At 72.3% G+C, this 19119-nt stretch carries 15 protein-coding genes; 10 read left to right on the top strand and 5 right to left on the bottom strand.

What is annotated here, in order from left to right:
* Positions 1 to 3: 3 nt before the first annotated feature.
* The 5 genes from EOT10_RS37360 to EOT10_RS37340 all read right to left on the bottom strand — a co-directional run bounded on the left by EOT10_RS37360 (position 4) and on the right by EOT10_RS37340 (position 6008).
* On the bottom strand, positions 4 to 1095 hold the full coding sequence (locus EOT10_RS37360) for a winged helix DNA-binding domain-containing protein (RefSeq protein ID WP_223281434.1): 1092 nt from the start codon (positions 1093 to 1095) through the stop codon (positions 4 to 6).
* Between the two features lie 117 nt (positions 1096 to 1212).
* Positions 1213 to 2235 carry an MDR family NADP-dependent oxidoreductase gene (locus tag EOT10_RS37355; protein WP_127832843.1) on the bottom strand — a complete coding sequence of 341 codons (1023 nt, stop codon included), beginning with the start codon at positions 2233 to 2235 and terminating at the stop codon, positions 1213 to 1215.
* Positions 2232 to 3506, bottom strand: coding sequence for a cytochrome P450 (locus EOT10_RS37350; RefSeq protein WP_127832842.1), 1275 nt, complete (start codon positions 3504 to 3506; stop codon positions 2232 to 2234). Before EOT10_RS37350 ends, EOT10_RS37355 begins: the two co-directional genes overlap by 4 nt.
* A gap of 47 nt (positions 3507 to 3553) precedes the next feature.
* A complete protein-coding gene (locus EOT10_RS37345) occupies positions 3554 to 4675 on the bottom strand; it encodes an epoxide hydrolase family protein (protein ID WP_127832841.1) in 1122 nt (373 codons plus the stop codon).
* Between the two features lie 106 nt (positions 4676 to 4781).
* The gene (locus EOT10_RS37340; RefSeq protein WP_127832840.1) at positions 4782 to 6008 is read right to left on the bottom strand and encodes a cytochrome P450; all 1227 of its coding nucleotides are present in this window, start codon (positions 6006 to 6008) and stop codon (positions 4782 to 4784) included.
* Positions 6009 to 6143: 135 nt separating this feature from the next.
* Between EOT10_RS37340 and EOT10_RS37335 the strand changes: the two genes are divergently transcribed.
* From EOT10_RS37335 to EOT10_RS37285, 10 genes are all read left to right on the top strand, one after another.
* Positions 6144 to 7190, top strand: coding sequence for a CaiB/BaiF CoA transferase family protein (locus EOT10_RS37335; RefSeq protein WP_223281433.1), 1047 nt, complete (start codon positions 6144 to 6146; stop codon positions 7188 to 7190).
* Positions 7191 to 7286: 96 nt separating this feature from the next.
* The gene (locus EOT10_RS37330) at positions 7287 to 9083 is read left to right on the top strand and encodes an MFS transporter (RefSeq protein ID WP_127832839.1); all 1797 of its coding nucleotides are present in this window, start codon (positions 7287 to 7289) and stop codon (positions 9081 to 9083) included.
* Between the two features lie 148 nt (positions 9084 to 9231).
* Positions 9232 to 10881: a citramalate synthase gene (gene cimA / locus EOT10_RS37325; RefSeq protein WP_127832838.1), complete on the top strand. Its 1650-nt coding sequence runs from the start codon at positions 9232 to 9234 to the stop codon at positions 10879 to 10881.
* Positions 10882 to 10898: 17 nt separating this feature from the next.
* Complete coding sequence (locus EOT10_RS37320) at positions 10899 to 11951, top strand: ketoacyl-ACP synthase III family protein (RefSeq protein WP_127832837.1); 1053 nt, start codon at positions 10899 to 10901, stop codon at positions 11949 to 11951.
* 116 nt (positions 11952 to 12067) lie between these two features.
* The gene (locus EOT10_RS37315; protein ID WP_127832836.1) at positions 12068 to 13057 is read left to right on the top strand and encodes an aromatase/cyclase; all 990 of its coding nucleotides are present in this window, start codon (positions 12068 to 12070) and stop codon (positions 13055 to 13057) included.
* Complete coding sequence (locus EOT10_RS37310; RefSeq protein ID WP_189492597.1) at positions 13044 to 13676, top strand: antibiotic biosynthesis monooxygenase family protein; 633 nt, start codon at positions 13044 to 13046, stop codon at positions 13674 to 13676. Before EOT10_RS37315 ends, EOT10_RS37310 begins: the two co-directional genes overlap by 14 nt.
* A gap of 290 nt (positions 13677 to 13966) precedes the next feature.
* Entirely contained in the window at positions 13967 to 14146 is a 180-nt protein-coding gene (locus EOT10_RS37300; protein ID WP_189492594.1) for an acyl-CoA carboxylase subunit epsilon, read from the top strand.
* A gap of 127 nt (positions 14147 to 14273) precedes the next feature.
* A complete protein-coding gene (locus EOT10_RS37295) occupies positions 14274 to 16019 on the top strand; it encodes a fatty acyl-AMP ligase (RefSeq protein WP_127832833.1) in 1746 nt (581 codons plus the stop codon).
* On the top strand, positions 16016 to 17752 hold the full coding sequence (locus EOT10_RS37290) for an acyl-CoA dehydrogenase family protein (RefSeq protein ID WP_127832832.1): 1737 nt from the start codon (positions 16016 to 16018) through the stop codon (positions 17750 to 17752). The genes EOT10_RS37295 and EOT10_RS37290 overlap by 4 nt, the downstream gene beginning before the upstream one ends.
* 46 nt (positions 17753 to 17798) lie before the next feature.
* Positions 17799 to 19049, top strand: a complete 1251-nt coding sequence (locus tag EOT10_RS37285) for an acyltransferase domain-containing protein (protein WP_127832831.1) — start codon at positions 17799 to 17801, stop codon at positions 19047 to 19049.
* Positions 19050 to 19119 lie beyond the last annotated feature (70 nt).

The raw sequence follows: 19119 nt of genomic DNA, 5'->3' as shown, positions 1-19119 counted from the left end.
GGCTCAGTCGAAGCGGACGTCACGCGACGTGGCGGACGCCGCCGCGAACGCGAGCAGCGCGCCCGCCTCCTCGGCGAGCGCGTCGCGGTCCTTGCGGGCCAGCGGGCCGAACGGCTCCATGACGAGCACCGCCTCCTTGCGCTTCTGCTCGATACGCCACATGCCCCGCACGAAGCCGTCGACGAGGAAGGTCGGCTTGATCAGGCCGTTGCGGGTGAAGACCAGCTTGCGCTGCTCCTCGGTGATGATGCGGCCGCGGTCGGCGTGCGACAGCAGGATGTTGTCGAAGTCCGGCAGGAAGCGCACCGGGACGGGCGTGTCCGGGCCGGGCCGCGGGGCGTCGGGCAGGTCGAACAGCTCCACCCCGTTCTCGTCGCGGAACGTCCGCAGACGCGGCCGGAGCCGCTGCACGGACTCGGCGAGCCGGGTCATGCCGGACCAGGCCTGGACGTCCCTGACCGAGGCGGGCCCGAAAGCCGCCAAGTAGCGCTCGACCATGGCGTCCGGCGACGAGCTGTCCGCGAGCGGCTGCCCGAGCCACGCCTCGGCGGTCGTGTGCACGGCCTGGCCGCTCTCGCCCCACAGGCCGCGCGGCGGCACCTGCACGAGCGGCACCAGGGTGCGGACCACGTTGGCGAGGGCGAAGGGGTCCCGGTCGGGCCACCGCTCCGCGAGCAGGCTCCCGATCCCGCCCAGCGTCAGCGGCTCCCGTTCGACCAGCTCCCGGCCCTCCGCGGCCACCTTCGCGGTGTCGAGCCCTTCGAGCTTGCGGCCGAACGTGCCCTTGAGGCCCTGGCGCAGGGAGGCGTCGAGCACGGGGCGCAGCGCCAGGCAGTCGCCGGCCGTCACCAGATGGATCGTGCCCCTCATCAGCGCGATACGGACCACTTCACGTTCCCTGACGAGAGCGGCCAGGTCCTCGATACGGAAGCCGGCGATCCGCGTCCACAGGCCGACGTAGGGCGGGTTGGGCGCCTGAGCCTGCATGCCCACCAGATGCCCGACCACCTCCGCGGCCGTCCTCTGTGTCCGTTCGAGCAGCAACTGCCGGGCCAGCAGGCTGCGGTTGAGCGCCCGCCGGTCAAGCACCGGCACGTCTCCTGTCACCTCTCCTGTCGCCACTGGGGGTTCCTTTCCTCAAGTCGTCTCCACGAAAACACGGTGGTGCCCCGGACCGGGTCCGGGGCACCACCGCGGCTGACCGAACCTCGCTCAGCTCATTCTCACCAGCACCGTGCCGCTGTACTTGCGGTCGAGCAGCGCGACGAACGCCGTCGGCAGCTCCGCGACCCCGCCCTCGACGACCGTGTGCGGGAAGACGATGCGCTCCTCCCGCAGCCAGGTGCCGAACTGGGCGTTCCACTCCTCGATCTGGTCCGGGGTGTGCAGCGTCGCGAACCCGCGCAGCGTCAGGTCCTTGGTGATCGCCGACATCAGCTGAAGGCGCGGAGCGCCGCCGTCACTCGAGCCGTGCTGCCCCGAAAGCGCGCCGCACAGCGCGAAGCGGGCCCCGCGGGACGCGACCTGCACCGCGGCCTCGAACTGTTCGCCGCCGACGTTGTCGAAGACCACGTCGAGGCCGTCGGGCGCCAGTTCCGCCAACTGCTCGGCGACCGGGCCCTCGTGGTAGTCGAAGGCGGCGTCGAAGCCCAGCTCGCCGACCAGGAAGTCGATCTTCTCCTTGGAGCCGGTGCTGCCGATGACCCGCTTGGCGCCCTTGAGCTTGGCTATCTGCCCGGCCAGCGCGCCGACGCCGTTGGTCGCACCCGACACGAACACCGTGTCGCCCTCGGTGACGCCGGCCGTGCCGACCATGCCGTGCCACGCGGTGGGCCCCTGGGACAGGAAATACTCAGGGCCCGGCAGCAGCGCGCGGTCGCGCTTGAAGAATCCGTGGGCGTCCCCGGTCGCGTACTCCCGCCAGCCCGAGAAGTGCTCCACGAGGTCGCCGACGGCGAGCGTGTCGCTGTTCGATGCGACGACCGTGCCGACGGTGCGGCCCCACATCGCGACGCCCGGCTGGAAGACCGGGATCGGCAGCTTCGTGTCGGGGTTCATCTGGTCGCGGGCCACGGACCCGAGCGTCATCCAGTCGTTGCGCACGACGACCTCGCCCGCGGCGGGCGCCGCGAGCTCCGACTCGCCGAACTCGAAGTGGTCCAGGGTCACTTCGCCGTCGGGGTAGGCCGCGAGGCGGACCTCCCTGCTGACGGCGGGAAGCTCGACGCTGCTCATACGGTGCTCCTACTCACGGTGCTCTCGCTCGCGGTGTTCTTGCTCAGGTGGACGGGAAGGCTGACCAGGTTGTGGTTCACGTCGCCGGCCCGCCAGAGCAGCTCGCTCTCGGGTACGGCGAGCCGGGCGCCCGGGAAGCGTCGGGTCAACTCCTCCAGCGCGACGGCGAGTTCGACCCGGGCCAGCGGCGCGCCCAGGCAGTGGTGGATGCCGTAGCCGAAGGCCAGGTGCGGGTTGTCCGCGCGGCCGAAGTCCACGGCCTCCGGGTCGGCGAACACGGCGGAGTCGCGGTTGGCGGAGGCGAACGAGAGGAACACGGCGTCCCCGGCCGGGATCGTCGTCCCGCCGATCGTCACGTCCTCGGTGGCGATGCGCGGCAGCCCCGAGGTGTCGTTGCCGGTCAGGTTGACCGTCCGCAGCAGCTCCTCCAGGGCGGCGGGTACGTCCTCGGGGTGCTCGCCGAGCCGCGCCCACACGTCGAGGTGGCGGTCCAGGAGCGTCAGGACGAAGTTGGATATCTGACCGGCCGCCGAGTCGAACCCGCCGCCCAGCAGGGTGTAGCCGAGCCCGACGAGCTCCTCGAAGCCGAGCCGGTCCTCGCCGTCGCGGGCGGTGATCAGGTCGGACAGCACGTCGTCGGCCGGCTGCGCCTGCTTGCCCGCCACCAGGCCCGCGATGTACGCCCCGAGGTTCTCGCGGCCCTCGACGGCGAGTTCCTCGGGCCCGGAGACGTCGGCGAACTGGCGTACCCAGGTCAGGAACTGGTCGCGGTCCTTCTCCGGCACGCCGAGCAGCTCACAGATGACGCCCATGGCGAGCGGGGCGGCGAAACCCTCGACGAGGTCGACCGGGCCGTCCGCCGGCTCCTTCTCCAGGGCGTCGAGGAGCCGGCCCGCAAGCTCGCGCACCCGCGGCCGCATGCCCGCGATCCGGGCCGGGGAGAACGCCTGCTCGGCGAGCACCCGCAGCCGGGTGTGGTCCGGCGGGTCGAGCGAGATGATCATCCCGGGCGGCGCCTGGAACAGGCCGCTGAACTTCGGGGCGTCCGGCGCGTACGACGCGGCCCGGCTGAACCGGGTGTCGTCGAGCACCGCCCTGATGTCCTCGTGGCGCGTCACCAGCCAGGCATGACCGCCGCCGCTCCACCGCACCCGCACGACGGGACGGTCCGCACGCAGCCGCGTGAAGATCGGGTCGGGGCCCCGGTAACTCGTACCCGGGAACGGGAATTCGGGCAGTTCTTCACTCACCCCGGTTGTTCGGGCGGTCATGGGCAGTGCCTCCGGAAATCAGGGATCAGCGGTAAGGAGTTCGGGATTCAGGCCAACGTGCCGAAGAACGAGCGCAGTTCACCGACAAGCAGCTCGGGCTGCTCCAGAGCCGGGAAGTGGCCGCCGCTCTCGTGGTCGGTCCAGCGGCGCAGATCGGTGAAGCGGTGCTCGCACCAGGCGCGCGGCATCCGGGCGTCCTTGGGGAAGACGGCACAGGCGGTGGGCACGTCGACGCGGCCGAGCGCCATCTTGTTGTGGCTCTCCCAGTAGATCCGCGCCGACGAGGCGCCGGTCCCGGCCAGCCAGGCGAGCGTCACCGCGTCGAGCAGCCGGTCGCGCGGGATGACCTTCTCCACGTCACCGTCGTGATCGCTCCAGGCCCAGTACTTCTCGATCATCCAGGCCAGCTGACCGACGGGCGAGTCGGCCAGACCGTACCCGAGGGTCTGCGGGCGGGTGGCCTGCAGTACGGAGTACGCGCCCTCGTTCGCCTGGAAGTCCTTGAGCGCGGCGAGGCCGGCGAGGTCGCGCTCGTCGAGCGCCACCTGCTCCTGCGGCGGGCGCGCGAAGGGCATCGCGACATGGATGCCGATCAGCCGCTCCGGGACGGTCTCGCCCAGGATGGCGGTGAGGAAGGACCCCCAGTCGGTGCCGTGGGCCGCGAACCGCTCGTAGCCGAGCCGGCTCATCAGTTCCGCCCAGGCGGCGGCGGTGCGTTCCACGGTCCAGCCGGTGTCGCGGGGCTTGTCGCTGAAGCCGAAGCCCGGCAGCGACGGGCAGACCACGTGGAAGGCGTCGGCCGGGTCCTCGGGGTCCGTGAGCGGGCCGACGATGTCCAGGAACTCGACTACGGAGCCCGGCCAGCCGTGGCTGAGCAGCAGCGGCCTGGCCTGCGGGTGCGGGGACCGGACGTGCAGGAAGTGGATGCCGAGCCCGTCGATCTCGGTGCGGAACTGCGGCAGCGCGTTCAGCCGCGCCTCGGTAGCCCGCCAGTCGTACGCCGACTGCCAGTACCCGGCCAGGTCCCGGAGGTAGCCCGCCGGGACCCCCTGCGACCAGTCGTCGACGGTCTCCTTCTCGGGCCAGCGGGTCCGGGACAGCCGCTCGCGCAGGTCGGCGAGGTCCGTCTCGGGGAACTCGACGCGGAAGGGCGTCACTGCGGTGCTCATGCGTCTTCCTCCTGGGCTGCCGGAGCCGGGACTGCGGCGTCGGACGTCACGCTACGGACGGCGGCTCGAGCGCGAGTCGAACTCGCCGCCGGCCCTGTCACGGGGCTCACCACTTGACGGGCAGCTCCCACAGCCCGTAGATCACGGCCCCCTCCTTCCGGGGTATCTCCAGGAAGGGCTTGGCGAGCTGGAGGGTGGGGATGCGCTGGAACAGCTTGCTCCACACGATCTCCAGCTCCAGGCGGGCGAGGTCCGCGCCGATGCAGTGGTGCACGCCGTGCCCGAAGCCGAGGTGCTTGCGGCTGCCGCGGGTGATGTCGAGCTTCTCCGGCTCGGGGAAGACCTCCGGGTCGCGGTTGGCCGCGAGACCGAGGCACAGGATGCCGTCGCCCTTGCGGATGACCTGGCCGCCGATCTCGATGTCCTCCAGGGCGACCCGGGGCACCGCGGTGTCACCGATCGTCGCGAACCGCACCAGCTCCTCGACGGCCGGCTTGACCAACGACGGGTCCGACAGCAGGAGTTGCAGCTGGTCGGGGTTCTCCAGGAGGCAGGCCGTGCCGAGCGAGATCTGGCTCGCGGTCGTCTCGTGGCCGCCGTTCATCAGCAGCCGCACCATGTTGAACAGGTCGCGGTCGGTGTACTCCTCGCCGGACGCCTCGTAGTCGGCCATCGCGCGGCTCAGCAGGTCCTCGCCGGGCTCGCGCTTCTTCAGCTGGATGAGGTCGCTGACATACGCGTTCACCTCGACGATGGCCGCCTGCCGCTCCTCCGTGGAGCTGTGGCCGCCGAGCAGCGCCGTGCCGTGCTTGATGAAGAACTCGTGCCGGTCCTGCGGGATCCCGAGGAGTTCACAGATGACCGTCATCGGCACGGGCAGCGAGAACGCGTGGTGGAAGTCCACGACGGGCGTGCTCGCGAGCAGTTTGTCGAGGTGGTCGTCGACGATCTCCTCGATCCGCGGCCGCAGCCGCCGCACCTGCCGGCTGGTGAACGTCAGGGCGGCCTTGCGGCGCGTGTCGCTGTGCTCCTTGCCGTCGTAGCCGATGAACGACGTCTCGGTGCGGTACTCCGGCGGGGCGATGAAGTAGAAGGGGAAGTTGTCGTGCTTGCGGGACGCGCTGACGCGCGGGTCGGTCAGCAGGCTGCGAATGGTCTCGTAACCGGCGATCGTCCAGATGCGCAGGCCGGATCCCTTGAGCGTGACCTGGGAGACGTCCTTCTCGACGATCTCCCCGTACTCCTTCGGGGGCGTGAACGGGCACTGCCGCGCATACGGAAAGGTCTTGGTCTCCGCCTCCGTGGCGGCCTGCTCCGTGGCACTGGTGGTCACAGCGAATCCTTCCTCACAGACAGCGGTTGCCGGAGCACGGTGCCAGCGGGCGCTCGGGCACAGGTGGAGCCGCCGCCGGGCGCGCTCCAGCGGGACGCGAGCCGCGCTCCGGCACCCGCTCCTTAGCCTCCCGGGATGGGAATGGCGACGACAGAGGGACGGTCCTGCGGGACCGGTCCGTTGAGCGGCCTGCGGGTGGTCGAACTCGCGGCGATCGGGCCGGTGCCCTTCGCCTGCATGATCCTCGCCGACCTCGGCGCGGAGGTGATCCGCGTCGACCGCGCCGACGGCCGGCGCTCCTTCGAACAGTGGCACCGCGAACTCGACCGGGGCCGCGGCCGCATCGCCCTGGACCTCAAGAACCCCGACGACGTCACGGAACTCCTGGCACTCGTGGAGAGCTCCGACGTCCTGGTCGAGGGCTTCCGGCCGGGCGTCGCCGAGCGCCTCGGCATCGGGCCCGACGTGTGCCTCGGGCGCAACCCGGCCCTGGTCTACGCCCGGATGACGGGCTGGGGCCAGGACGGGCCGCTCGCCGCGGCGCCGGGTCACGACATCAACTACCTCGCCCTGACCGGCGCCCTGGACGCGATCGGGGAGGCCGGCGGCCCGCCCGTCGTCCCGGTGAACTTCCTGGGCGACTTCGGCGGCGGCTCCATGTTCCTCCTCGCCGGCGTCCTCGCGGCCCTGTACGAACGCGGGTCGACCGGGGCCGGCCGGGTCGTCGACGCCGCGATCGTGGACGGGGTCGGCGCGATGCTCGGCATGCTCGTCGGCATGCGGTCGGCCGGACAGTGGCGCCACGAGCGCGGCACGAACCTCCTCGACGGCGGCGCCCCGTTCTACACCTGCTACGCCTGCGCCGACGGCGGGTACGTCGCGGTCGGCGCCCTGGAGGAGCGCTTCTACACGGCCCTGGTGCACGGCCTCGGACTCGACGCGGCGGCGCTGCCCGACCGCGACGACCCGCTCAACTGGCCTGCCCTGCGACGGGAGTTCGCGAACCGCTTCGCCGGCCGCGGGCGCGACGACTGGGCACGGCATTTCGAGGGGACGGAGGCGTGCGTGACACCCGTGCTGAGCGCCGCCGAGGCCGCGTCCCATCCGCACCACCAGGCACGGGGAAGCGGTCCCGCCGCGGTGGCCCCGCGCTTCAGCCGCACTCCAGCGGAACTCCACTGACGCCGGGCATCCTGCCGTCCTGATGGTCCGAGGCCGTCCGCCCAAGCGGTGTTTTCCGAGGACTGTCCGGTCCCCCCCAATCCTGAGAGGTACACCATGGCTATTTCCTCCGAGCAGGCTCCGCCCAAGGAGAGGGAGGGAGCACGGGACGAATCGGCCGCGGGCACGCACGACGCCGCGGACACACACAACGACGCGGCGGCGCCCGACCCGAAGCGCTGGATGGCCCTGCTGGTGCTGCTCGTCGCCGCCTTCATGGACATGCTGGACGGCACCATCGCCAACGTGGCGTCGCCCGCCATCCAGAAGGGCATCGGCGGCGGCTACTCCGTCATCCAGTGGGTGCTGGTCGGTTACCAGCTCAGCTTCGCGCTGCTCCTGATCCTCGGTGGCCGCCTCGGCGACATCTACGGACGCAAGAAGATGTTCCTGCTCGGTGTCGCCGGCTTCACGTTGGCCTCGCTGGGAGCGGGCGCCGCCCACGAGCCCTGGCAGCTCGTGGCCTCCCGCATGATCCAGGGCGCCTTCGCCGGCATCATGGTGCCGCAGATCCTGGCCATCATCCACGTCACGTTCTCCGCCAAGGAGCGCGCCGGCGCCTTCGCCATGTACGGCGGTGTGGCCGGTATCGCCGCCGCCGTCGGCATGGGCGCGGGCGGACCTCTCGCCGAGTGGGACCTCTTCGGTCTCGGCTGGCGGCTGATCTTCCTCATCAACATCCCGGTCGGCATCCTCGGCCTGATCTACGCCCCGCGCGTCCTGCGGGAGTCCAAGGCGCCGCACGCCCTGAAGCTCGACGTGCGCGGCGTCGTCCTCGCCACCGCCGGACTGCTGCTGCTGATCTTCCCGCTGCTCCAGGGCCGCGAACTGGGCTGGCCGCTGTGGGGCTTCGTGTCGATGGTGGCCTCGGTCCCCGTCCTCGCGGCGTTCATCCTGTGGCAGAAGCGCAAGACGGCCCTCGACGGTTCGCCGCTGATGGAGCTGGCGCTCTTCCGCATCCGCAGCTTCACCTCGGGTCTCGGCGTCAACCTCGCCTTCTACATCGGCATCGGCATGTTCAACATCGGCTGGACCGTCTACATGCAGGTCGGTCTCGGCTGGTCGCCGATGCGCGCCGGTCTCACCAGCCTCTCGTTCTGCATCGGCGCCTTCCTGACCTCCTCGGCCGCGATGATCGCGCTGGTCCCGAAGTTCGGCCGCAAGGTGCTCCAGGCCGGCGCAGTCGTCACCGTGGCCGGTGCGCTGAGCTTCCTGTGGGCCGCGGGCCACTACGGCAGCGAGATCAGCTCCTGGCACCTCGTCGTGCCGATGCTCCTGGTGGGCCTCGGCTTCGGCCTGATCGCCGCTCCGCTGCCGCAGATCGTCATCTCCGAGGTGCCGCAGAAGGACGCGGGCTCCGCGTCCGGCATCGTCCACACCAACGCCCAGCTGGGCTTCGCCATCGGCGGCGCCCTCGTCAGCGTGGTCTTCTTCGCCGGGCTCGCGGGCAACACCGGCTCGTCCATCGACGACCAGGCCGCGCACCTGCGCAAGGACCTCGTCGCCACCGCCCAGCTGACCCCGGGTCAGGCCGACGCGACCGTCGCGGCCTACCGGGCCTGCGCGGTCGACCGGGTCGCCGAGAAGGACCCGGGCGTCGTGCCCACGAGCTGCACCGCTCCGGAGCTCCGGAACCAGAAGGCGGCCCCGGTCCTGGCCGGGTACGCCAAGGAGTCGACGGGCAAGTCGTTCGCGCTCAGCCTGCAGACCACGCTCTGGGTCTTCGCCGGCGTCGTCGGCCTGGCCTTCCTGCTGATGCTGGCGATCCCGCGGCAGATGCGCCTGGAGGCCCCTGAGGACGAGGACGCCGCAAGCACGGACGGCAAGGAGCCCGAGGCCGCCCCGGCGGTCTGACACACCCGCCCCGCATGCACCACCCCGCTCACGGCGCGGCCCGGGTCCGGTCCATCACCGCTCAAGGCGTTCTCCGGGCCGCCGCCGGACGGTGGGGTCAGCATCCGGAGGCCGGTACCACCGGCGCACACAGGACAAGGGAGGGGCGATGGCCGAGCAGAGCTTCCAGCTCTACGACACGACCCTGCGCGACGGCGCCCAGCAGGAAGGCATGGTGCTGACGGTCGAGGACAAGCTCGCCGTCGCACGTGAACTCGACACACTCGGCGTCGGATTCATCGAGGGCGGCTGGCCCGGGGCCGTACCCAGGGACACCGAGTTCTTCCGCCGGGCCCGCACCGAACTCGACCTGAAGCACGCCGTCCTCGCCGCGTTCGGAGCCACCCGCAGGCCCGGCGTCCCGGCCCCCGTCGACCCGCAGGTCCGCGCCCTGCTCGCCGCCGAGACCCCCGTGATCACCCTCGTCGCGAAGAGCCACACCGGCCATGTGCGCGACGCGCTGCGCACCACCCTCGCCGAGAACCTCTCCATGATCGGCGGCACCGTACGCCACCTCGTGCACGCCGGACGGCGGGTGTTCGTCGACGCGGAGCACTACTTCGACGGCTACCAGCTCAACCGCGAGTACGCGCTCGCCGTCGTCCGCACCGCCGCCGAGGCCGGCGCGGAGACCGTCGTCCTGTGCGACACCAACGGCGGCTCCCTGCCCGACGAGGTCGCGGCCGTCGTCGCCGAGACCCGCGCCCTGACCGGCGTACAGCTCGGCATCCACTGCCACAACGACACCGGCTGCGCCGTCGCCAACACCATGGCGGCGATCGACGCCGGCGCCGTCCAGGCCCAGGGCACCGCCCACGGCTACGGCGAACGGTGCGGGAACGCCGACCTGTTCACCGTCATCGCCAACCTCGTCCTCAAGCGCGGCCGTGAGGTCGTCCCCCTGGAACGGCTCGCGGGCCTCGCCGCGACCGGCCGGGCCATCGCCGAACTGACCGAACTCCCCAGCAGCGCCGCCGCCCCCTACATAGGTGAGTCGGCCTTCACCCACAAGGCCGGCCTGCACGCCTCCGCCCTGCGCGTCGACCCCGACCTCTACCAGCACACCCGCCCGGAGCTCGTCGGCAACGCGATGCGCACCCTCGTCTCCGACATGGGCGGTCGCTCCTCGATCGAACTCAAGGCACGCGAGCTGGGCTACGACGTGGAAGCGGGCTCCGACGAGGTGGCCCGCGCCGCGACCCGCGTGAAGGAACTGGAGAGCAACGGCTACAGCTTCGAGTCCGCCGACGCCTCGTTCGAGCTGCTGCTTCGCGAGGAACTGACCGGCGCCCCGAGAACCCGGCCGTTCGAGGTCGAGTCGTGGTCCGTGAGTGTCTTCGGCGGCAGCGGGGCCGGCGGGCCGCACGACGAGGCGGTCCGCACCGAGGCCACCGTACGGCTGTCCGTCCTGGGCCGGTCCATCACCGCGACCGGGCACGGCAACGGCCCGGTCAACGCCCTCGACACCGCCCTGCACGCCGCCCTCGACCCCTGCTTCCCGGCCCTCGCCCGGCTCCAGCTCGTCGACTACCGCGTCCGCGTGCTCAGCGGCGAGACCGGCAGCAGCGCCGCCGCCCGCGTCCTCATCTCCTACCAGGACGGCAACCGCCGCTGGGGCACCGTCGGCGTCGACGCCAACACGACCGCGGCCAGCTGGCACGCGCTCCTCGACGCCGTCCACTACGTCCTGCTCGACGACCCGGCCCGCCCCGCCCTGGCCGTCGGCGCCACCGAGCCGCTCGAACCGTTCCGCCCCTGACCTTCCTTGGAGAGCCAGTGCGTCTGGAAGACGTCTACATACGGGGGACCTCCACACGGCTTCCCGCCCGCATCCCGCTCGCCGACGCCGTGGCCGCCGGGCACTGCCCGCCGGGCACCGCCGCGGCCACCGGCATGGAGTCGGTGGCGTTCTCACCCGACGAGTCGGCCGCCGAGATGGCGGCCGCCGCCGCGCGGACCGCGCTCGCCCGCGCCGACACCGACGGCGGCGACGTGGACCTCCTGCTGCACGCCGACACCTACCACCAGGGCCAGGACCTGTGGCCGGTCGCCTCGTACATCCAGCGGGAGACGCTCGGCAACACCTGCCAGGCCGTCGAGATCCGGCAGATGTCCAACGGCGGGCTCGCCGCCCTCGACCTGGCGAGCGCCTACCTCACCGCGGGCCACGGCCACAGCGACGCCCTCATCACCACCGCCGACCGGTTCTGCGCCCCCGGCATCGACCGCTGGAAGACCGACCCCGGCACGCCCTACGCGGACGGCGCCACCTCGCTCGTCCTGTCCAGGCGCGGCGGCTACGCCCGCCTCGTGTCGCTCGCCCTGCACGCGGACGCCGAGCTCGAACCGCTGCACCGCGGCGACGACCCCTTCACCACGGCGCCGTTCGGCCACCGCATCCCCGTCGACTTCGAGGCGGCCAAGCGCGCCTTCGTCGGCCGCGCCGGAATGTCCTTCGCGATCTCCCGGGCCCACCACGGCCAGCAGACCGTGATCAAACAGGCGCTCGCCGACGCGGGATCCGAACTCGCCGAGGCCGACTGGGTGGTGCTGCCGCACTTCGGCCGGCGGCGTCTGACGTCCATCTACTACAAGCCGTTCGGCATCGACCCCGCCCGCACCACGTGGGACTACAGCCGCACGGTCGGACACCTCGGCGCGGGCGACCAGTTCGCCGGCCTCGACCACCTGACCGTCTCCGGACGCGCGCAGCCCGGCGACCGCGTCGTCCTGGTCAGCGTCGGCGCCGGCTACAGCTGGGGCTGCGCGGTCCTCGACATCCTCGAACGGCCCGACTGGGCAACGGAGTTGTCCGCTTCGGCGGCCTGACGCCCCATATCGCCACCCGGCACCCGGGACCGGTCCACCGGTTCTCAAGTGCCGCTCGATCACCTCATGCCAACCTTGTGATCCGCCCTGCAGCGGACAGTCCGAAGGGAATTGCCGTGGCGCCGACCACCACCACGACCGAGACCGCAGCACTCCACGTCACGGAGCACTCCATCACCGTGGCCGCGCCGCCCGCCGCCGTGTACGCCCTGGTGGCCGATGTCGCCGAGTGGCCGCAGGTGTTCGGCCCCACCGTGCACGTCGAAGTGCTCGAGGAGGCCCCCGCCGAGGGCGGCGAGCAGCTCCTGCGGATCTGGGCCGTCGCCGGCGACAAGGTACGCACCTGGACCTCGCGCCGCGTCCTCGACCCCGCGGCCCGCAGCATCACCTTCCGCCAGGTCGTCACGGCCGCCCCCGTCGCCGAGATGGGCGGCGAGTGGCGGATCCAGGAGCTGGAGGACGGCACCACCCGGGTCACGCTGCTGCACGACTACCGCGCCGTCGACGGCGACCCGGCCGCCGAGGAACTCATCGAGCAGGCCGTCGACGGGAACAGCCGCGCCGAGCTCCTCGCCCTGAAGAACACCGCCGAACTCGGCGACGCGCGCGAGGAACTCCACTTCACCTTCAGCGACTCCGAGACCGTCTTCGGCGCGGCCGGCGACGTCTTCGCCTTCCTGGACCGCGCCGACCTGTGGCCCGAGCGCCTGCCGCACGTGGCCCGCCTCGACCTCACCGAGGACGAGGCCGGCATCCAGCACATGGACATGGACACCGCGAGCCCCGACGGGTCGACGCACAACACGACGTCCGTCCGCGTCTGCTTCGAGGACCGCAAGGTCATCGTCTACAAGCAGCTCAGGGTGCCGGTCGCGATGAGCGGCCACACCGGGCGCTGGGTCATCGAGTCGCTGGGCGACGGCACGGTACGGGCCACCTCGTGGCACACCGTGACCCTTGACCCGGGCGGTGTGCGCACCGCCCTCGGCCCCGAGGCCACCCTCGCCGAGGCCCGCGCCCTGGTGCGCAAGGCGCTCGGGACCAACAGCTCCACCACGTTGCGTCATGCCAAGCAGTTCGCGGAGGAAGTGCGTGCACAGTCGTAGTCAGGACACACCGATCACGGTGGTCAACCGCTTCGAGGTCAAGGGCGACGCCGAAGGGTTCGAGCGCGAGTTCCGGGACCACTCCCAGTACCTGCGCAGACGCGAGGGCTTCGACTTCCTGGTCACCGTCCAGCTCGTCGAACGCCCTGACGTCTACGTCCACCTCGGGCACTGGCGGACCATGCGGGGCTTCCTCGACACCGTGCACGACGACACCTTCCAGGCCCACGTCAAGAAGCTCGGCCCGCTCGTCAACACCGAGGTGGACCAGGCCGTGAGCGTGGGCCGGGTGCTCAAGGAGAACGCCGTCGTGGGAGCGCAGAACGTCGTCCTGACCCAGGCCAGGACCTTCGGCGCCACCTCGTCCGCGTTCGAGCAGCTGTTCGCCGAGACCGGTGAGCACTTCGCCCGGCTCGGCGGCTTCGGCGGCAGCGACCTCCTGCGCTCGACGCTGCGCCCCGACACGTACACGGGCATCCAGTGGTGGCGGGACACCGCCGACTGCGAGCGGGCGCTCGCCGACCGGGGCCACCGCGCCCAGGCCGAGCAGCTGCGCCGCATGGCCGACGTCGAAGTGCTGCGGACCCGGCACATCGCGTACGAGAGAGTGGTCGCCTGACCCGGCGGCTGTTCCGCAGGGCCTGTCGTCAAATTCCCGCCTGCCCTGCGGCGTCTGGCACGCACGCTCGCGGCGTTGCCGAAACGCCCGAGTAGCTCCGCTACTAGGGCGCTCCGGCGCCTTGCGATCGCACGCACCAGACGCCGCCGGGCCCGCCCTTCGGGCGGACGACGGGAATTTGACGACAGGCCCTACCGGAGCCGAGGGCCGACAGGTCCTCGGCTCCGGCGCGTGCGGGGCACGAGCCCGCTTCGAGCGGGTGCGCGCACGCTGTCCTCATGGTGAACCAGATGCGTATCACTGTGGTCCGCGGCCGGCCCGACGAGGCCGAGCTGGCGGCCGTGACCGCCGTGCTGCTCGCCCTCGTGCGGCGCGCGGGCGAGCCTGACGACGCGACCAAGGCCGCGTACGCGGGCTGGACCGTCAAGGGCGGCGGACACGCGCCGCAGGCCGTGGGAAACGCACCGTGAACGCGAGTTCGCCGTACATCCACCGGCGAGGCGGACGTCCCAGCGGGACACACCGCCGCCCCGCCGACAGCAGAGCCGGCCGTCGGCCGTCCCCCGAGGACGGCGCCACGGCAGGGGAGGGGGAGGCGTGAGCGGTCAGCAGACCTTTACGGAGCACATCCAGGCCCAGGCGGCCGAGACGCCGGACCGGGAGGCCTTGATCCTCCTCGCCGAGCACGAGGGCGCACTGCGGCCCGAGACCATCACCTACGGCCAACTCGACCGCGCCGCACGCAATTTGGCGGCCGCGCTCGCCCGGCACGTCGGCCCGGGGGACCGGGTGATCGTCGCGCACCGCTCCCGCGCCCTGTTCGTCACCAGCTTCCTGGCCTGCCTCTACTCGGGAGCGATCGCGGTGCCGGTCGCCCCGACCGGCGGGCGCGGCCACCACGACGACCGCTTCGCCGGCATCGTCAAGGAAGCCGCCGCCGCGTGCGTGCTGACGTCCACGACGGAGGCGGCGGACGTCTCCCAGCTGCTCGCGAGGACCGGACACGGCGAGGTCGTCTGTCTGCCCGCCGACGGCGCCGCCGCGGTCGCGGACGCCGGGCCGTGGGAGCCGTTCGCCCCCGGCGCCGACACGGTCGCCTACCTCCAGTACACCTCGGGCTCGACCCGTGACCCGCGCGGCGTGATCGTCACCCACCGCAGCCTGCTCGCCAACCAGCGCGCCATCCAGGAAGCCCTCGGCACCCGCCCCGGCGCCCGGCTCGGCGGCTGGCTGCCGCTGCACCACGACATGGGCCTCGTCGGCCAGTTGCTGCACGCGCTGTGGCTCGGCGGCACCGCCGTCCTGCTGACCCCGACGGCGTTCGTCAAGCGCCCGGCGAACTGGCTGGAGACGATCTCGCGGTACGGCGTGACCGTCAGCGGCGCCCCCGACTTCGCGTACGAGATGTGCGTGCGCCGGATCAACGACTCGCAGCTCGCGGGCCTCGACCTGTCCGGCTGGGAGACCGCGGTCGACGGCGGCGAGCCGATAGACGCCGCGACGCTCGACGCGTTCGCCGAACGGTTCGCCCCGGCCGGGCTCCGCCCGGGCGCCCTCGCGCCCTGCTACGGCCTGGCCGAGGCGACCCTCATCGTCTCCGGCACCCGCACGGCACCCGCCGCGGCCGGGCGCGCCGTGGACGCCGCCGCCCTGGAGAGCGGCCGCCTCACCGACCCCGTCGGCCCCGGCCGCACCGTCACCCACTGCGGCCCGCCCGCCTCCGTCGACGTACGGATCGTGGACCCGGACACCTGCGCCGAGGTGGCGGACGGCGTGATCGGCGAGATCTGGGTCCGCGGCGAGAGCGTCGGACCCGGCTACTGGGCCCGCCCCGCCGAGACCGCCGCGGCGTTCGGCTGCCGGATCAGCGGCGGCGGCAGCGGCTATCTGCGCACCGGCGACCTCGGCGCGGTCCAGGACGGCCTGCTCCATGTCACCGGCCGCCTCAAGGACATGATCGTGATCGCCGGCCGCAACCTCTACCCGCAGGACCTGGAGCGCACGGTCCAGCAGGTCAGCGGCCTCTTCGGCGCCGCCACCGCCTTCGCGCTGCCCGGCACCAGGGAACGGATCGTCATCATCCAGGAACTGCGTGCCGGCAGCCGCTACGACATCGACCTCGCCGGACTCGCGGCCGCCGTACAGCAGCGCATCAGCGAGGAGTACGAGGTACGGACCGCCGGCGTCGTCCTCGTCAGACCCGGCACGGTCCGGCGGACCACGAGCGGCAAGGTGGAGCGCGCGGCCATGCGCCGGCTCTTCCTGCGCGGCGAACTCACCCCGCTGCACCAGCGGATGGAACCCGAGGTGGAACAGCTGATGGCGCCAGGGAGGCGGCGATGACGACGGCGGAGGACCGGATCGATGCCCTGGAGCTGGCCTTCGGCTCCCTCGACGACCCCGGCAACCCGCTCGGCGCCGCCGCCCTGCTCGCCGCCGACGCGGCCGGCGCGGTGCTCCCCGAGGCCGAACAGGTCCTCGACGCCTTCGGCCTCAACGCCGAGTTCGTGCCCGCCGACGTCGGGGGCAGGCTGGAGCGGATGGACCTGCTCGGCCGGCTGCTGCGCCCGGTGTTCCGCCGCGACGCCTCCCTCGGCTTCGGCTACGGACTCAACTGCTTCTTCGCCGCGACGCCGGTGTGGACCGCGGGCGACGACGCGCAGCGCCGCCTCGCCGCCCGGCTCCTCCTGAGCGGCCGCCGCGTCGCCGTGGCCCGGCACGAGGTCGCCCACGGGAACGACTTCGTCCGCGACGAGTTCACCGCGAGGGCCGTCCCGGACGGGCTGGTCATCGACGGCAGCAAGTCCGCCATCGCCAACGCCTCGCGCGCCACCGGCCTGGTCGTCTTCGCCCGCACCGAGGGAGCCGCGCGCGGCCGCAGCCACACCGTCCTGCTCCTCGACCGCGACGAACTCCCCGCGGACGCCGTGGAGAACCTCGCCCGCCGGGAGACGACCGGGATGCGCAGCGCCGAGTTCGGCGGGCTGCGGATCACCGACTGCCTCGTCCCGCGCAGCGCCGTCGTCGGCGAGGTCGGGGACGGCTACGAGCTGTCGCTGCGCTCCTCGCTCCTCATCCGCGGCCTCATCCCGTCCATCGTCCTCGCGGGCGCCGACACCGCGCTGCGCACGGTGGCCCGATTCGCCAACCGTCGCCGCGAGGACGGCCGTTCGTCCCTCGACGTGCGCCATGTGCGGGACGTGCTCACCGGCGGCTTCCTCGACCTGCTGATCATCGACTGCCTCGCCCTGGTCGCGACCCGGGCCCTGCACCTGCTGCCCCGGCAGATGAGCGCCTACGCGGCGGCCGCCGCCTATCTCGCCCCGAAGCTCGTGGCCGAGAGCATGGACGAGATGTCGGCGGTGCTCGGGGAGGAGACGTTCGCCCAGGACGGCGCGTACGCCATGTTCCAGAAGCAGCGGCGCGACCTGCCCGTCACCTCGCTCGGGCACGCGGGCAGCGCCGGGCGGCAGGTCAGCATCCTGCCCCAACTCCCTTATTTCGCACGGCACGCCTGGTTCGCCGACCCCGAGCCGCCGCCGGACCTGTTCCGGCCGGACCGCGCGCTGCCGCCGCTCGACCTGTCCCAGCCGGTGCTGCTCGGTGACGGCGACCCGCTCGCCGCGACGCTCGTCGCCTGCACCGACCTCCTCGAAGCAGCCGAGCCGCAGGACGAGACCGGCCTGGGCGGCCCGGCCCTGCGCTTCCTCACCCGGGTCCTCACCGGTGAACTCGCCGAACTGAAGAAGGCGTTCGAGAATGTCGCGGAGGGCGACCGCGAGGCCCTGTCCAGCCCGCAGAGCTTCGGCCTCGCCGACCGGTACACCCTCGTCCTCGCGGCGGCGGCCTGCCTCGGCGTGTGGCGCGAACAGCGCGCGGCGACCGCCGAAGGCCGCGCGGACGCGTTCCTCGCCGCGCCGGCCTGGGTCACCGCCGTCCTCTACCGCCTCGTCGCGCGACTCGGTCTGCCGCTGCCCGACCGGCCCGCCGAACCGGAGCGCCTTGTGCTCGACGAGGTCGTCGCCCGGCTGCACAACCGCCGCAGCTACGACCTCTACGCCTCGCCGCTCGCCTGACTCTCGCCCCCACCCCCCACCCCAGAGCCCGACAGGGAGCACACCCATGCAGGAGCAGTCCCCCAGCGCCCAGCAAGACTTCGCGGTCGCCCACCGCGAATGGCTGACCGAGCGGGTCGCCCACTATCTCGGCCGCGCGGTCGAGGACACCGTGCCACTGACCGAGGAGGGCCTCGACTCGGTGGCGGCCCTCAGCCTCTACGGAGACATCGAGGAAGAGTTCGGCTCGCTCATCGAACCGGACGACATCTGGGCGTTCCCCACCGTGCGCCAGCTCTCCAACCTGCTGGCGATGCGTGACGCCGGCCGGGGCGGCGGCCAGGTCAGGGCCGCGTTCGTCTTCACCGGGCAGGGCTCCCAGCACCCCGGGATGACCTCCGGCCTCTATCTGAACTCCACCGGGTACCGCACCTTCCTCGACGAGGCCGACGCGGCGATCCGTCCGTGGACCAAGCAGTCCGTGGTCGAGCTGATCCTTTCCGACGACCCGCGCATCCACCGCACCGCGCTCACCCAGCCCGCCCTGTTCGCCGTCGAGTATGCGCTGGCCCGGACGCTGGAGGAGGCCGGGGTGCGCCCTGCCGCCGTCCTGGGCCACGGGGTGGGGGAGTTCGCCGCAGCCACGATCGCCGGCGCGCTCACCCTCGCCGACGCCGCGAAGCTGGTGTCCATGCGCGGCGCCTTCATGCAGTACCTGCCGCCGGGCGGCGGCATGATGGCCGTCTGCATCACGCCGTACGAGGCCGCCGAACTCGTCTCCGCCGAACCGGCCGTCGGCATCAGCGCCATCAATGCCGCCAAGGCGATCGTGCTCTCCGGCGACCGGACCGCGCTGAACCGCATCGAGGCCCGCCTCGGCGAGCGCGGCATCCGCTGCCGTCACCTGGCCGTCTCGCACGCCTTCCACTCGCCGCTGATGGCGCCCGTGGTCCCCAAGTTCGAGGCCGTCGTCCGCAAGATGCCCGGCGGCACCGCCCAGGTCCCGTTCTACTCGACGGTGTACGGCCGCCTCACCACCGAGCCGCTCTACGCCCCGTACTGGGCCGAACAGATCACCGCGCCCGTCCGGTTCGCCGACGCCGCCCGCAGCCTGCTCGTCCAGCAGGCGCCCACCCACGTCGTGGAGATCGGCCCGCAGGCCGTCCTCACGCCGTATCTGCGGCGGATGGGCGGCGGCCTGCGCGGGCCCGCCTGCATCCCGGTGTGCCAGGGGCCGGAGAGCGACGCCGTCGACCTGGCCGGTGTGATCTCCGCCCTCGACGCCGGACCGCTGGCCGCGGCCCTGCCCGGAGCCTGAGGTGGGCGAACGGGTGGGACGCCCGTTGCCCGCGCCGGGACCCGACGAACCCTGGGGCGCCATCCACGGC

It is taken from the genome of Streptomyces antnestii (assembly GCF_004005495.1).
Lineage (GTDB): Bacteria > Actinomycetota > Actinomycetes > Streptomycetales > Streptomycetaceae > Streptomyces > Streptomyces antnestii.
The sequence above is the reverse complement of the archived record's forward strand: the minus strand, read 5'-3'. Positions and strand labels throughout refer to the sequence as shown.

Coding starts and splice junctions, on each gene's coding strand:
- EOT10_RS37330 (WP_127832839.1), top strand. CDS start 7,287: ATGGCTATTTCCTCCGAGCAGGCTCCGCCCAAGGAGAGGGAGGGAGCA.
- EOT10_RS37345 (WP_127832841.1), bottom strand. CDS start 4,675: ATGAGCACCGCAGTGACGCCCTTCCGCGTCGAGTTCCCCGAGACGGAC.
- EOT10_RS37285 (WP_127832831.1), top strand. CDS start 17,799: ATGCAGGAGCAGTCCCCCAGCGCCCAGCAAGACTTCGCGGTCGCCCAC.
- EOT10_RS37350 (WP_127832842.1), bottom strand. CDS start 3,506: ATGACCGCCCGAACAACCGGGGTGAGTGAAGAACTGCCCGAATTCCCG.
- EOT10_RS37335 (WP_223281433.1), top strand. CDS start 6,144: ATGGGAATGGCGACGACAGAGGGACGGTCCTGCGGGACCGGTCCGTTG.
- EOT10_RS37355 (WP_127832843.1), bottom strand. CDS start 2,235: ATGAGCAGCGTCGAGCTTCCCGCCGTCAGCAGGGAGGTCCGCCTCGCG.
- EOT10_RS37290 (WP_127832832.1), top strand. CDS start 16,016: ATGACGACGGCGGAGGACCGGATCGATGCCCTGGAGCTGGCCTTCGGC.
- EOT10_RS37300 (WP_189492594.1), top strand. CDS start 13,967: ATGCGTATCACTGTGGTCCGCGGCCGGCCCGACGAGGCCGAGCTGGCG.
- cimA (WP_127832838.1), top strand. CDS start 9,232: ATGGCCGAGCAGAGCTTCCAGCTCTACGACACGACCCTGCGCGACGGC.